At 60.4% G+C, this 15,393-nt stretch carries 10 protein-coding genes; 6 read left to right on the forward strand and 4 right to left on the reverse strand.

Features of this window, described 5'->3' with window-relative positions:
* Positions 1-476: 476 nt before the first annotated feature.
* Positions 477-2,564: a glutamine synthetase III family protein gene (locus tag FGQ61_RS07780; protein ID WP_138375143.1), complete on the reverse strand. Its 2,088-nt coding sequence runs from the start codon at positions 2,562-2,564 to the stop codon at positions 477-479.
* A gap of 426 nt (positions 2,565-2,990) precedes the next feature.
* Here FGQ61_RS07780 and FGQ61_RS07785 point away from each other — a divergent pair, with 426 nt between their 5' ends.
* The 6 genes from FGQ61_RS07785 (at position 2,991) to FGQ61_RS07810 (ending at position 10,354) form a co-directional block, all read left to right on the forward strand.
* Positions 2,991-3,863 (forward strand): methylenetetrahydrofolate reductase, encoded by an 873-nt coding sequence (locus FGQ61_RS07785; protein ID WP_138375144.1) that lies wholly within the window; start codon positions 2,991-2,993, stop codon positions 3,861-3,863.
* Entirely contained in the window at positions 3,863-4,651 is a 789-nt protein-coding gene (locus tag FGQ61_RS07790; RefSeq protein ID WP_138375145.1) for a hypothetical protein, read from the forward strand. Before FGQ61_RS07785 ends, FGQ61_RS07790 begins: the two co-directional genes overlap by 1 nt.
* A 9-nt stretch (positions 4,652-4,660) precedes the next feature.
* Entirely contained in the window at positions 4,661-7,219 is a 2,559-nt protein-coding gene (locus tag FGQ61_RS07795; protein WP_171021550.1) for a homocysteine S-methyltransferase family protein, read from the forward strand.
* A 108-nt stretch (positions 7,220-7,327) separates the two neighbouring features.
* Entirely contained in the window at positions 7,328-8,692 is a 1,365-nt protein-coding gene (locus tag FGQ61_RS07800; RefSeq protein WP_035136908.1) for a PFL family protein, read from the forward strand.
* A gap of 316 nt (positions 8,693-9,008) precedes the next feature.
* Positions 9,009-9,896 carry a methyltransferase domain-containing protein gene (locus FGQ61_RS07805; RefSeq protein ID WP_249360960.1) on the forward strand — a complete coding sequence of 296 codons (888 nt, stop codon included), beginning with the start codon at positions 9,009-9,011 and terminating at the stop codon, positions 9,894-9,896.
* A gap of 158 nt (positions 9,897-10,054) precedes the next feature.
* Positions 10,055-10,354, forward strand: a complete 300-nt coding sequence (locus FGQ61_RS07810; RefSeq protein WP_006234690.1) for a YhbY family RNA-binding protein — start codon at positions 10,055-10,057, stop codon at positions 10,352-10,354.
* A gap of 69 nt (positions 10,355-10,423) precedes the next feature.
* Here FGQ61_RS07810 and FGQ61_RS07815 read toward each other — a convergent pair whose 3' ends face one another.
* From FGQ61_RS07815 to FGQ61_RS07825, 3 genes are all read right to left on the reverse strand, one after another.
* Positions 10,424-13,423 (reverse strand): AfsR/SARP family transcriptional regulator, encoded by a 3,000-nt coding sequence (locus tag FGQ61_RS07815; RefSeq protein WP_138375146.1) that lies wholly within the window; start codon positions 13,421-13,423, stop codon positions 10,424-10,426.
* Between the two features lie 446 nt (positions 13,424-13,869).
* Entirely contained in the window at positions 13,870-14,598 is a 729-nt protein-coding gene (nagB, locus tag FGQ61_RS07820; RefSeq protein WP_138375147.1) for a glucosamine-6-phosphate deaminase, read from the reverse strand.
* Between the two features lie 271 nt (positions 14,599-14,869).
* Positions 14,870-15,337: a PTS sugar transporter subunit IIA gene (locus FGQ61_RS07825; protein WP_306421699.1), complete on the reverse strand. Its 468-nt coding sequence runs from the start codon at positions 15,335-15,337 to the stop codon at positions 14,870-14,872.
* Between the last annotated feature and the right edge of the window lie 56 nt (positions 15,338-15,393).

Raw genomic sequence — 15,393 nt, forward strand, 5'->3', positions numbered from 1 at the left:
CGATACGCATAAAAAGCCTCCCATTTCTCGTGTCCAAGAAATGGGAGGCAGTTCACGGCGACGGGCTTTTTTCTTCCCCAACGCCGGGATTCGAACCCCGAGGGCATTAAATCACACTGTCGTCCAAGGGCCTGTGGGCAAAAAATAGCAAATATGAGTACTGTCACCAATTTAGTAACAGCGATTTCATGCCATCAGAAGGCGATTTAGACGCCAGGGGTCCTACGCGAAAGAATTGCAGGCGTTTATCAGCTAAGTACTTGAACATATGTTGTGTAACACTGCATATTTTGCAAAAAAAAATAATGCTACAGGACTTGTGACAGTACTCATATTTGACGTTTTTTGTCCACGCCCCCTTATTGCGTGGGCGAATCAGGTGCAAAACGGGCTTCAAAGCGTCCTTCGCAAACAAAAACCGGGGCCCGCATGATGCGGACCCCGGCTCAATACCGTGACGATATGTCAGTTACGCTCTACACGTAGAACAGGATGTCGTCGTAAGTCGGGACCGGCCAGTAGTCGGCAGCCACGATCTCCTCCATGGCATCCACGGCGGCGCGCAGCGCATCCATAGCGGGAACGACCTCGTGCGCGTACACGTTGGCCTGCTCCTGGTTATCGAGGGCCTCAGCCTTCTGATGCACGGCGTCAAGCGCCTTGATGGAGTCGTTGATGGTGGTGATGCCGTTGCAGAGCTTGTTGAGCGTGTTCTGCTCGCACTGCATGGCGGCCTCAGCACCGGCGGCACGAATAGTCTCAAGGCCCTTAGCGACCTTGGTGGCATAGGCGGTAATGACCGGGCGATAGGTACGACGCGCCTCGCGAACCATCGTGGTGGCCTCGATGTTCATGAGCTTGTTGTACTTCTCGAGCTTGCAATCGTAGCGGCACTGGGCCTCGGCCTTGGTCAGAACACCCGTCTCCTCAAAGAGCGCAATGGCCTTATCGGAAACAAAGGCGGGCAGGGCGTCGGCCGTGGTCTTGTTGTTGGCAAGGCCGCGCTTCTCGGCCTCGACGGGCCACTCGTCGGAGTAGCCATCGCCGGAGAAGAGGATGCGCTGGTGGTCGGTCAGGACCTTCTTGCAGTACTCGAGCGCGGCGTCCTGGAACTCATCCTCGGGCGTACCCTCAAGCGCGTCGGCGAAGGACTTGAGCGACTTGGCCACGGCGGCATCGAGCACCAGGTTGGAGTCGGAGACGTTCTGCTCGGAGCCGCAGGCACGGAACTCGAACTTGTTGCCGGTGAAGGCGAACGGGGAGGTACGGTTGCGGTCGGTGTTGTCCTGCATCAGTTTGGGCAGAGTATCGGCGCCCAGGTCGAGCACGCCGCGCGTGGCATGGACAGAAGCCTTGCCATCGATGATCTTCTCGACGACCTCGGTAAGCTGGTCGCCCAGGAAGATGGACATAATCGCCGGAGGAGCCTCATTGGCGCCCAGACGATGATCGTTGCCGGCCGAGGCAACAGAGGCACGCAGGAGCTCCTGATAGTTATCGACGGCCTCGATCACCGCGGTGAGGAAGACGATGAACTGCAGGTTGTCGAGCGGGGTGTCGCCCGGATCGAGCAGGTTCTCGGACTCGGTGCCAAGCGACCAGTTGTTGTGCTTGCCCGAACCATTGATGCCCTCAAAGGGCTTCTCGTGCAGCAGGCAGACCAAGTCGTGGCGGGAGGCGATGAGCTTCATCTTCTCCATCATGACCAGATTCTGGTCGATGGCCTCGTTGACCTCGCCATAGACAGGGGCGAGCTCATGCTGGCAGGGAGCGACCTCGTTGTGCTTGGTCTTGGCGGGAATGCCAAGCGCCCACAGCTCATCGTCCAGGTCCTTCATATAGGCCGAGACGGTGGGGCGGATAGCGCCAAAGTAGTGCTCCTCGAGCTCCTGGCCCTTGCAGGGAGCGGCGCCAAAGAGGGTGCGACCGGTGATGACCAGGTCCCTGCGCTTGCGGTAAGCGTCCTTCTTGATCAGGAAGTACTCCTGCTCATCGCCCACGGAAGGAACGACCTTCTTGGGGGTCTTGCCAAACAGCGCCAAAACGCGCTTGGACTCACGCGAGAGCGCGGTCATGGAGCGCAGCAGCGGGGTCTTCTTGTCCAGGGCCTCGCCCGTGTAGGAGCAAAAAGCCGTGGGGATGCACAGGACATCGTCCTTAATGAAGGCAGGGCTGGTGGGATCCCAGGCGGTGTAGCCACGGGCCTCGAAGGTGGCACGCAGGCCGCCGTTGGGGAAGCTCGAGGCATCGGGCTCGCCCTGGATGAGGTTCTTGCCCGTAAACTTGGTGATGGCGGTGCCGTCGTGGTTGGGCTCGAGGAAGCTGTCGTGCTTCTCGGAAGTAATGCCCGAAAGCGGCTGGAACCAGTGCGCGTAGTGCGTCGCGCCCTTGGAGATGGCCCAGACCTTCATAGCGTGGGCAACAGCGTTGGCCACATCCAGGTCGAGCGGCTCACCGTCCTCGAGGGTTGCAGCAAGGCGCTTCCAAATGTCCTTGGGGAGGTAGTCCTTCATGACTTCCTCCGAGAACACCATGGTCCCGAAGCGGTCAGTAAGTTCGGCCATACGGAACTCCCTTCGTATCGGCACCGCGTGAGAAGCGGTGTTGATTACTAACGAACGAGTCATAGCTTAGACTCGGCGTGTTTCCGCAACATTACCGTTATGTTGCTGTCGCGAAACCAATCAATGAGGTTACCGCATCGCGGCGGCGTTGCCACCCTCAACAGCCAATCAACTGTATAAATTGCAGACCTTTCCCCATGGTTTAAGGGTAGTCAATTTGAGATGGGGCTCTATTAACTGGTATTTCACATCGAATACCAGTCTTTATAGCCCCATCCTAGATTGACCGCCCTGTTATAGGGAATGCCGATAGCAAAGCATTTTCGATTGGTATCCCCAAATAGCGAGTGAAACTCCGCCGTGACACAGTGGTGCTGTAGAATCCTTACAACACATCACACTATTACGTATCTAGAGGAGCACGATATGCGCGTCGACGAGGTTTTTAAGCAGGCAGCATCCCAGGGCACCGCACCCGTTTCGTTTGAGATGTTCCCGCCCAAGGGCGAGCTCACCCTCGACACGGCTCGCGAAGTGGCAGGCAATCTGTGCAAGCTTTCGCCGAGCTTTGTCTCGGTCACCTGCTCGGCCGGCGGCTCGGGCAACGGTGCCACCACCGCCCCCATCGCGCATATGATTTCGAGCGAATTCGACACGCCCTCGGTGGCGCACCTCACCTGTGTGGGCCGTACCCACGCCGATATCGCCGCCAAGATCGATGAGTACCGCACCGCCGGCGTGAAAAACATCCTGGCCCTGCGTGGAGATCTCCCTGCCGGCGCGACCGAGGACGACAAGCCCGCCTCCGACTACGCCTACGCCCGCGACCTCATCCCCGAGCTCGTCGACGCCGGCTTTTGCGTGGGCGCCGCAGCCTACCCCGAGGGCCACATTGCCTGTGAGGATCTCAACCTCTCGGTCGAACACCTCAAGCAAAAACAGGACGCCGGCGCGAGCTTCTTTGTGACGCAGCTCTTCTTTGATAACGAGTGCTTCTACCGTTTTCGCGAGCTTGCCGACAAGGCCGGCATCACCGTGCCCATTACCGCGGGCATCATGCCGTTTATGGGCAAGTCGCAGATCAGCCGCATGGTCTTTATGTGCGGCGCGTCGCTGCCCTCCCCCGTCATCAAGATTCTCGCCAAGTACGAGAATGACCCCGAGAGCCTGCAGGCAGCTGGTGTAGATTATGCCGCCCGCCAGCTTTGCGACCTCAAGGAGCACGGCGCCGACGGCCTGCACCTGTACACTATGAACCGTCCTGCGATCGCCGCGACCATTATGGAGCGCCTGGGGTAATGGAAAAACCGCACATCGATACAACCGCTGTCGAAGTGCCGGCCGACCTTGCGTCGCCGGCGCTTTACCGTGTCGATGCTGCGCACCATCCCCGTGTCGACCGTGCCGAGATGCTGCGGTATCTGGGTTACGGCGGCCAGCAGATTGAGCCCGAACTGTCACGACGTATTGAGCTTGTCGTTGAACGTCTGGAACTGGACATTGAGCCCCGTGGCGTGCGCCGCGTATTTGCCGTCGATGCCACGGGCGTGGACGAACAAAGTGAGCCTTGCATTCGCTTGGTCGGCACCAATGTTGAGCTGCGAGGTCGCGATATCTATCGACATCTCAAAGATGCCCGCTTTGCCGCGCTCATGGCATGTACCCTCGGCATGGACGCCGAGCGTCGCCTGCGCACCACGGGAGCCCAACATCCCCTGGAGGGCGCCGTGCTCGACGCCGCGTGCTCCGCTTACGTGGAAGCCGCCGTTGAGCAAATGGACCAGCAGGCCAAGACGGACGCCGCCGTTCATGGGCTCGCCGGCAACTGGCGCTTTAGTCCCGGCTACGGCGACTGCCCGCTCTCGGCCCAGCGCTCGATCGTCAATACGCTCAACGCCACGCGGCTCATCGGCCTGACCGTCACGCCCACCAGCCTGCTTATGCCCACCAAAAGCGTGACCGCGGTGATCGGTCTGTTTGACGGCGAGGTCCACGACGCCCAGAGCCGCCCCACCTGCAATATCTGCCGCATGCGCGAGAACTGCCGCTTCCGTGCCGCCCACACCACCTGCTATTCCAGCCATTAGGAGCCCCCGATGTTTACTCCGCTTATCACTCATGATTCTGACGGCACTGCATTGGCGGCACCCGTTGATGCCGCACGTCGCAACGGTGCCACGTACAAGACGCGCACGATCGACGATCTGCGCATTAAGGACGATCGCCTGCGTGCGGCCATAGAGGGCACGGGGCACCTGCTGTTCGACGGCGGCATGGGCACCATGTTGCAGGCCGCTGGCATGAAGGCGGGCGCCCTGCCCGAGCTGCTCAACTTTGAGGAGCCCCAGGTCATTACCGACATTCAGCGCCAGTACGTCGAAGCCGGCTGCGACGTGATCACCGCCAACACCTTTGGCGCCAATGCCCACAAGCTCGACGGCGCCGCCACCGTGGCAGATGTCTTTGCCGCCGCTGTCGCCTGCGCCCGCGCGGCTGGTGCCCGCTACGTCGCCGGTGACATCGGCCCCATCGGCGCACTGCTTCGTCCCTTAGGCACCCTCAGCTTCGACGAGGCCTATGACCTCTTTGCCGAGGAAGTGCGCGCCGGCGTCGCCGCGGGCGTGGACCTCTTTATTATCGAGACCATGACCGACCTGGCCGAGATCAAGGCGGCGGTCCTCGCCTGCCGCGAGAACTCCGACCTGCCCGTCTTTGCCACCATGACCTTTGAGGAAGACGGCCGTACCTTCCTGGGCACGAGTCCCGAGGTCGCCGCCATCACGCTCGACGCCATCGGTGCCGACGTTTTGGGCATCAACTGCAGCCAAGGACCGGCCGAGCTCCGAGGACTCGCCGCACGTATGCTCACCGTTACCGACAAGCCCGTTATGGTGCAGGCCAACGCGGGACTCCCCCATGTGGACGACGACGGCAACACCGTCTTTGATATCCAGGCCCCCGAATACGCCGAGGCCGTCGCCGGCATGATCGCCGACGGCGTGAGCGTCGTGGGCGGTTGCTGCGGAACCACGCCGGCGCACATGGCGGCCTTGCGCACGCTTATCGACAACCACACGCCCAGCCCGCGCCACCGCAAGCCCAGCATGTCGGTCACAAGCGCCCAGACCGTGGTGGACCTTCCCTGCGACGGCCACAAGATCGCCGTCATCGGCGAGCGCATCAACCCCACCGGCAAAAAGCGTCTGCAGCAGGCCCTGCGCGACGGCGATCTGGACTACGTCGTGAGCCAGGGCATCAGCCAGCAGGAACAGGGCGCCGATATCCTGGACGTCAACGTCGGCCTGCCCGAGATCGACGAGGTCAAGATCATCCAACAGGCGACCGAACAGCTCCAGGGCTCCACGCTGTTGCCGCTGCAGATCGACTCCACCGATCCCGCCGCTGTCGAGGCCGCCGTGCGCCGCTACGCCGGCAAGCCCATCATCAACTCGGTCAATGGCAAGCAGCAGATCATGGATGAGATCTTTCCGCTGGTCGCCCACTACGGCACCAACGTTGTCGGCCTTACGCTCGACGAAGGCGGCATCCCCGATACCGCCGAGGCTCGCTTCGCCATCGCCGAGCACATCGTGGCCGAGGCTGCCCGTTACGGCATCGGCCCGGACCGCGTCCTCATCGACTGCCTGGTCATGACCGCCTCGACCAACCAGCGCCAGGCCGAGCAGATCCTGCGCGCCATGTCCCTGTGCAAGGAGCGCCTGGGCGTCAAATGTGCGCTCGGCGTGTCGAACATCAGCTTTGGCCTGCCTGCCCGCCCGCTGCTGGGCTCGGTCTTTTTGGCTGCCGCCTTCGGCGCGGGCCTGGACGCCCCCATCATGAACCCGGGTTCCAAGCGCTTTATGGATACCGTCTACAGCTATCGCGTGTTGAGCGTTGAGGACGAGGGCTCGACCGGATACATCGAGCGCTATGCCGGCTGGACCGATCCGTACAAGATCGCCGCCAACCCGGCAGCTGCTCAGGCCGCATCGAGTGATGCCGCGCCCGCTGCCGGCACCGCCGGCACCGACGGCAACGACGACCCGATTCGTCGCATGGTCGTCTCGGGCCGCAAAGGCGAGATCGCGGGCGAGACCGAGCGCCTGCTAGCGGATCACGACGCCATGGACCTCATCAACAACCACTTTATCCCCGCCCTCGACGAGGTGGGTGTCCTCTTTGACCAGGGCAAGTTCTTCCTGCCGCAGCTCATGGCCTCGGCCGAGGCCGCGCGCGTGGGCTTCGACACCATCAAGCGCCTGATGCCCGCCGGCGAGATCGCCGACAAGGGCAAGATCTGCGTGGCCACCGTCAAGGGCGACATCCACGATATTGGCAAGAACATCGTCAAAATGCTGCTCGATAACTACGGCTATACCGTCTTTGACCTAGGCCGCGACGTCGATCCGCAAGAAGTGCTCAAGACCGTCAAGGAGCGCGATATCAAGCTCGTCGGCCTCTCGGCGCTTATGACTACCACGGTCGTCGCCATGGAGGAAACCATCAAGCTGCTTCATACCGAGGTGCCAGGCGTCAAGATCATCGTGGGCGGCGCCGTACTCACCCCCGAATACGCCAAGCAGATCGGCGCGGACTACTACGCCAAGGACGCCGCCGAGAGCGCGCGCATCGCCGAAGAGGTCTTTGGGCAGTAACACAACGGAAACAACCGAGCACCAAAACGTGCCGCATGCGCCACTTGGCACGTGCAGCACGTTAGAATAGATAAGATTATGCTCGTTTTGGCAGATAGGAGCGCAAGGATGGCGATCACGCCCGCAGAAATCGCGGAAACCCGCGGCATGGTTGAGGAGCAGAACCTCGACATCAGGACCATCACCATGGGTGTTTCGCTCATGGGTTGCGGTGACGAGAACCTCGACCGCATGTGCACGAAGATCTACGACCACGTGACGCACACGGCTGAGCATCTGGTCGAGACCGCCGAGAACCTCGAGCGCGAGTACGGTATCCCCATCGTCAACAAGCGCGTTTCCGTCACCCCGGTGGCGCAGATCGCCGCGTGCTGCAAGGATGAGGACCTCACCCCTATCGCGCATGCCCTCGACCGCGCGGCCGAGACGCTCGGCATCGATTACCTGGGCGGCTTCTCTGCACTCGTCCAGAAGGGCATCGGCGACGCCGACCGCCGCGTCATCCAGTCCATCCCCCAGGCGCTCGCCACCACGAGCCGCGTTTGCTCCAGCGTCAACGTCGCCAGCCTGCGCGCCGGTATCAACATGGACGCCGTGCTCATGGCCGCCCAGACCATCATCGATGCTGCTAAACTCACGGCCGACCAGGATTCCGTCGGCGCTTCCAAATTTGTCTGCTTTGCCAACATGGTCGAGGACTCCCCGTTTATGGCGGGCGCCGTCCACGGCGGTGGCGAGGCCGACGCCGTCATCAACGTAGGCGTCTCGGGCCCCGGCGTTATGGCCGCAGCCCTGGAAACGCTGCCCGATTCCGCATCGATGATGGAAGTCGCCGAGAAGATCAAGCAGACCGCCTTTAAGATCACCCGTGCCGGCGAGCTCATGAGCCGCGAGGCCGCCCATCGCCTGGGTGTCGAGAAGGGCATTGTCGACCTGTCGCTGGCTCCCACGCCCGCCATCGGCGACTCCGTCGCGCGCATCCTCGAGATCATCGGCGTGGGCACCTGCGGTGGCCCGGGCACGACCTGCGCGCTCGCCATGCTCAACGATGCCGTCAAGAAGGGCGGCGTCATGGCCAGCTCCAGCGTGGGCGGTCTCTCGGGCGCTTTCATCCCCGTGTCCGAGGACGCCGGCATGATCGCCGCCGTCGAGGCCGGCGCGCTTTCGCTCGAGAAGCTCGAGGCCATGACCTGCGTGTGCTCCGTTGGCCTGGACATGATCGCCATCCCCGGCGACACCCCGGTCGAGACCATCGCCGGCATCATCGCCGACGAGATGGCCATCGGCGTCATCAACAACAAGACCACGGCCGTCCGCGTGATTCCTGCTATCGGCAAGGGCGTGGGCGACTGCGTCGAGTATGGCGGCCTGTTCGGCCGTGCGCCCATCATGCCGGTGAACCCCAACGCCGGCACCGTGCTTGCCCACCGTGGCGGACGCTTCCCGGCGCCGCTGAACTCGCTGAAGAACTAGCTGAGGGGGACTGGCGAGGAGCCCCGGGGAGGGCAAATATATAAGGTCGCCTGCTCGGACAGTCCTGACTCGCACGGAGAGCACATTAAGTGCTCTCCGGCTCGTGCGGAACTCGCGATCGACCTTATATATTTGCCCTCCCCGGGGCTCCCGCACAACGGGACCTCGGTTGGGTTCTATCCCTTTGGCAGTCGCTTCGCTTCTGCCCTACTTTACTGGTATGGCGGTTTGGCGTTGGATCGGTTCTTTCTGATATATGCTGGTTGCGGCTCTTCTTTTGGGAGGAGTCGCTTTTTTGTTGTGAGGGGGATGGCCCGTGGCTGATGATTTGATTCGTTCTGAGCTGCTTTCTGCGGATTGGAATGGCGAATGGATGCGTCTGCAGGCTGGTCGGCGGCGGGCTGATGATTCTTTTGAGTGGGATAAAAGGGCTCGGCATTTTCGGCCGTTGGAGACTGCCCCTTATGCTCGGGATTTTATAAAGCTGTTGGCGTTAAAGCCTGGTGAATCCGTGCTGGATATGGGGTGTGGGGCTGGGTCGATTGCTATTCCGCTTGCGCAAGACGGACATCCCGTGATTGCCGCTGATTTTTCCCCTGCCATGTTGGGCACGCTTGATGCCGGCATTGAGTACTACGGGCTCGAGGGGCGTATAACGCCGCTTGAGCTTGCTTGGGATGACGATTGGGATCTGGTTGGACCGGTCGCGAAAGCGGTGGATGTTGCCTTTGCCAGTCGGTCGGTTACGACGACCAATCTAAAAGGTGCACTTGCCAAGCTTGACCGTACGGCTCGTCGGCGTTGTGCTGTCACGATGGTCGCCAACTCCAGCCCGCGCTATGACCTGCACCTGATGAACGCCATCGGCGCCTCGGTTACCTGCAGTAATGGCTTTGTGTATGCTTTTAATATCCTCGTTCAGATGGGTGTCCTGCCGCAGGTTACGTACTTTGAATCGCCCCGTCGCGATACCTTCGACAGCCTTGAAGCGGGTGTGGCGGACTTTTCTCGTATGCTCGAGCATGGCAACGAGGACAAGATCGACTGCCTGCGTGACTACATCGCTCAACACATGATTGAGAACCCCCATGCCGGCGAGCCGGGGTCCAAGGGCGTGCCGCAGGGGCGCTATATGCTCGATCATGTCCGCAAGGTTCGTTGGGCGTTTATTGCATGGGAGCCGGTCTCTGCGCCCAGCTCATAGCCTGTTCACAGCCCGCACCGCCCACTCACTCGGCATCCGCATTCTTTTTGAACTGGGAAAACGCGCTCCACACCGCGCCGTTCCTGCGCTATCGTGGGACAGCTCACGTAGATTAAGGCCCCGTCGCGGGGCGCCCCATACATAGAAAGCGAGAACCCATGGCACTGACAGGAGCACAGGTCAAGCAGCTTCGCAGCATGGCCCATCACCTCAACCCCGCCATCATCATCGGCAAGTCCGACGTCAACGAGGGCACCGTCGAGCAGACGGTCGCCTACCTAGAGAAGCACGAGCTCGTTAAGTGCTCCGTGCTCGATGGCTCCAGCCTTTCCGCCCGCGAAGCCGCCGAGGAGCTCGCCGAGCGTTGCCACGCCGAGGTCGTCCAGGTCATCGGCCGCAAGTTCTCGCTGTATCGCGAGTCCTCGCGCAAGGACATCGAGAAGATCAAACTCGTCTAGGAGCCAATGATCCGGCGAGCCAACACATAGCAAGCTTACGGGTGCCCAAGTACTTCGGGCGCCCGTTTTTTATCGTTCGACCAGCACGCGATTGAGCCGCCCCTCCACCAAGCGCTCGTATAGGCGCCGCGTCTCGGGCTCGGGCACGCCATTGACCTGCTCCCTCAGGTGGTGCATATGCCCGCTGTACAGCTCGACGATATCGCGCCGTCGCCCCGCCGCACTGTAGACGCGCATGGCGCAGCGCACCATATCCTCACGCGCCGTTTCCTGTCGAAGCCCCGACTCCGCCAGCCAAATCGCCGACTGCAGATCGTTTTCTTCTAGAGCGGCATTTGCTCCCTTAATCATGCAATCGATGTACTTTGACTGCATAATGCGCCGCATGCGCAAAAAGTAGGTGGGATTACAGCCATTGGGAACATACAACGGTCCGGCATAAAGCTGTTCAATCTTAAGGCACAACTCGACCAGATGGGGCCCGCGCGCACCCGTGCGATTTCCCAAAACCTCGCGGCTTATCTGGTCAAACAGCCGTACATCGGTCTTGACGTAGTCGCCGTTGAGCCCAATGCATTCATTTTGGATGAGCACGCATGACTTGCCATCCGGCGTCGGCCCCAAAGCCGACCGCAAGCGCGATATCGTCGAGTACAGGTTGTTGCGGGCGCTATTGAACTCGGCATGGGGCCACAGCTCCATGGCCAGCGTCTCACGATCGACGAGCGCATCCATGCCCAGCGCAAGCCGCTCGGCAAGTGTCGCCGCCTTCTTGCGGCGCCACATTTTGTCCGTGATGGGAAACCCGTCGCGCTCGGCGCGAAACGCCCCAAACATACGAATCTCGATATGGTCGATGGTATCAACGGCTTCAACCTCGCCGGCCTGGAACAGGCGCTCGCCCTCCCCTTCTAAATCGTCGCGCAGCGAATACCGCGACAGCTCGCGCACGGGAAGCTTCTTGCGTATCCTGGCCGCCGGCTCGCCCAGACAATGCATGGCAAGGCGCGCAAAGAGCCGATACGATGGCTCTAGAATTCCCGCACGATTCATGGACATCCAGGCCGCAAGATCGCTGTCTCGGCCCGCACAGGCCAAATGCAGCGCCACCATCCAGGCTTCTGCGCCACCAACCTGCGTCTGGCTTATATCGAGTAGCTCCGCTTCCTCGCGTACCGAAACCATCGACGTGTTACGCAGATACGCTGCGCGCTCCAGCAGCAATGCGTTATCGCGCATGTACGCAATCGACTCCTCGGCAAGTTTAAGCACTTGGACCGCACGGAACTTTGCATTAACCGGCCGTCCCTCTGCCAGCGACTGCCAACCTTCTAGCAACAGGCCAAACAGCTGAATCTGGTTGTCGCGCATGCGCACGGCAAAACGATCGAGCTCGTTGAACGCCGCATCGTCGGTTACCGGCAAGCCGGAAAGGAGCCGCCGTGCCGCCAACACCATGCGCACCCAGATAGCCATCGCCTTAAGCCCACGTACGTCGAGCGCCTCCCGCACCACCGTCATCTCGTCGTCGCGCTCGTCGGTTCCCGCAAACGACCCATCAAAGAGCTCCACCAGCATGCTATCGGCCCGTATAACAATCCCCGCGATGTCGAGCTCGCAGTCGTAGGCCCTGCTCGTTTTGAGCTGCTGTAGAACGCCGCCGTCATTTCCCCGCTCGGTCAGACAGCGCTTGACCTCGATATGCGCAGACAACATATCGAGTGCGGTATGGGATGTCTCGATTTCTGGCACGGCCAGATTCGTAGGAAGCCCAAGCCCGTTGTCCCCATAGCAAACAGCCGTCAGTGTCTGGGCCACCCTCCATGAAACAGGGTCTATTTCGCAGGCCGCCCGTTCGCCCCCGCGCTCGATGACCGATGCCATATAGCGGGCGAGCTTTGTGTTGGACACGCTGACCGCTGCCAGATATACGCCAAGCGCCTCGGCAGGCGTTGGCTCTGGAGCCGGATCGTCAGCGTCGATCGTGCCCAGCGCTGCTCGGCAGATATCGGCCCCGTGCCCCGTCAGAGCAAAATCGACCCCATACTGCCCAGCAAGTTCAAGAACCGCCTCACGGTCCAAAAAGGCGTCCGCCAGGCCCATCGCCGCATCGCATCGGCCCGCCTTAAGCAAAATCCGGGCCGCCCTCGGAACAAGTTCGGGGCGAACCTCGGCCACCAACTTACGCAAGCGCAAGCGTCCGTTATCCTCCGTGCCCAGACACGTAAAACTCCGCTCGGCGGGATCCAAGCCAAAGATCGGGTAGTCGCGTACAAAGTAGGACTGGTCGACCATCGACAGCCTCACCCCGCAAGCCTCGAGTTCTGCGATATTGCCCTCGCCCATCAAAACCATGAGACATGCCACGCAAAACAGCGCATTATTGTCGAGCGAAGCCAGATCGGCAAGTGCCGCGCCATATACGTTGACAATCTCGTTTTCGAGCAGACCGGCTACGTCGCCTTGGCCATACAGACCCGTCTGCAATGCCGAAACGAGCTCGGGCACGCCCTGCGTGAGCTGATAAAAGTCGAGCGATGTGCTGATCGAAAACGCCGATGCCCACGCCGAATACTCATAGGCATGCACCTTGAGCATCTGCGCATTGATCTTAACCGAATCGCCCAGCCCATGAATCAGCTGACGATTTGAAGGACGGCAGGAGATAAAGACCCCTACCCCCATAGCGCGCAGGCCGCGAATCCTGTCGATGAGGTCTTCGGTATCGCGCTGATCGAGGTTTGGCACATTATCAATCGCGATCAGGGAGTGCGGTTTGTCTTTGAGTTCTTCGGTGACCACCTCGAGCTGCATAAACACCTCGCGCCCAGTGGCGCGATCGGCCTCGATAATCCGCACGGGGCCTCGCGTCGGGTCGCATTTAACCTCATGGGTGTACTGCAGCAGCACCGAGGTCTTCCCAAACCCGTCGGGCGCATAAAGAACCACGATGCCGGCCTTTCGGCCCTTGGCGATAAGCTCATTCATCAAGCGTTCGCGTCGCACCATATAGCCTCCGCCCAGCGGCATCAGCTCGAGGTCGTCTATACTGCCCAAATCGTTTACCATGCCCGCTCCTCAACTCGACCGTATGGACACTGTAACCGCAAGACCATACAAGCCGCGCTATGAATAGAGCGACCTTGTGTTTTAGGTTGTCTTTTGGTACGCAAGCGGCAAGTTTTTGTACAGCGAGGGCCGATTGTTATTAATCCCCCGACTAATCGGTCTTTAAGCAGGTAAATGGCTTGTCAGCTTGTCCCATCTAAGCGGCAGTGTAACGCAAATGAACAAGGTTCAGCCATGTCATTCAACTCGCCTAGCACCCGCTACCGTCTGCGACCTTTTAGTGGCATTTTTGCATAGAATCTGGTATGGAATGAATCAAGCTGTTGGGCATTCGACATTCGTCAAGCTTGCAGCAAGATTTTGGTCAAGCATATGACAAGGACAGCAAAAAGGCCCCCGCAAAGCGGAGGCCTTCGGCAAAGCTATGTCGAGGTGACGGGCTCGCGCTACTCGCAGAGCGAAAGGGCGGCCTCGTCGGCGACTACGACGCAGTTGGTGTGCAGCTGCAGGATCGAAGCCGGGCACTCGGGCGTAACCGGGCCATAGCACATGTCGCGCACGGCCTGAGCCTTGGCCTCGCCGTTGGCGACGACCAGAATCATGCGGGCATACATGATGGTCTGGGTGCCCATGGTGTAGGCCTGACGGGGCACGTCGTCGATGCTGTCGAACAGGCGGCTGTTGGCCTGGATGGTGCTCTCGGTGAGGTCGACGCAGTGCGTACCCTTGGAGAAGTGATCGTCGGGCTCGTTGAAGCCAATGTGACCGTTGTTACCAATGCCGAGCAGCTGCAGATCGGGGTAGCCGGCGGCAGCAACGATCTTGTCGTACTCAGAGCAGGCAGCGGCGGCATCGGGGTTAGAACCGTCGGGCACATGCGTGTTGTTCAGATCGATGTTGATGTGATCGAAGAAGTTCTCACGCATAAAGTAGTGATAGCTCTGGGGATCGTCGTGCGAAAGGCCACGATACTCGTCCAGGTTGTAAGTGCTGACCTCGGCAAAGTCGACGTCGCCTTTCTCATACCAAGCGGCAAGCTGCTTGTAGGCGCCAATCGGGGTGGAGCCGGTGGCAAGGCCCAGCACGCAATCGGGCTTGAGGATGACCTGCGCCGAGATAATATTGGCGGCCTTGCGGCTCATATCCTCGTAGTCTTTAGCTTTAATGATCTTCATTACGCGTCCTTTCTCGTACAAGAGAGGCAAGGCTCCCTTACAAGCACTTGCCCGCGGCCCGCGTCGGCCGCAACCAACGTGTGCGGCCACCAGGGCGAGGTCGCGTAATGTATGTGTCTCGTGTCTAACCGCGTCGAGGCCCCTGCCCGTCCACGGTGACCCAAAGCCTTTTAGCTTCGGACAAATCCCATCTTGCCACGGAGGGCGTCCTCTTTCAAGAGCGCCCTCCGTAAACGTGTTTGAATTGTAGGCTAATGGCCACGTGCACTTGCTAGCGCTCGCGAGCAACGATGAGCTGGTCCATCTCTTCGACATGCACGCCAACGGAACCCTTGATGCTCGAGAACTCAACGGAGTTGCACACCAAGATGGGAACCGTCACATCGTAGCCCTCGGCAGCAATTGCCTCGCGATCGAACTCAATGAGTACATCGCCCTTATGGACGATGTCACCCACTTGCGCATGTACGGTAAAGTGCTTGCCCTCGAGCTGAACAGTGTCCAAACCAACGTGGATGAGCACGTCCAAGCCATCGACCGTGTTAAGCGCAACGGCGTGTCCCGTGGGAAAAATGGCCTCGACCTTGGCATCAGCCGGTGCAATCACACGCGTTCCGGTGGGCTGAATCGCCACGCCCTGGCCCAAAAGGCCGGTGGCAAACGTCTGATCGTTTACCTCGGAGAGCGGAATGACGTCGCCCGAGATGGGAGCATCCAGCGTAAGGACTCGACCACGCATACCAAAAGACCTTAGGACTTTAGTGAACATGCTCCCCCTCGGACATACCGATTAAC

The organism is Collinsella aerofaciens, assembly GCF_005844325.1.
Lineage (GTDB): Bacteria > Actinomycetota > Coriobacteriia > Coriobacteriales > Coriobacteriaceae > Collinsella > Collinsella aerofaciens_G.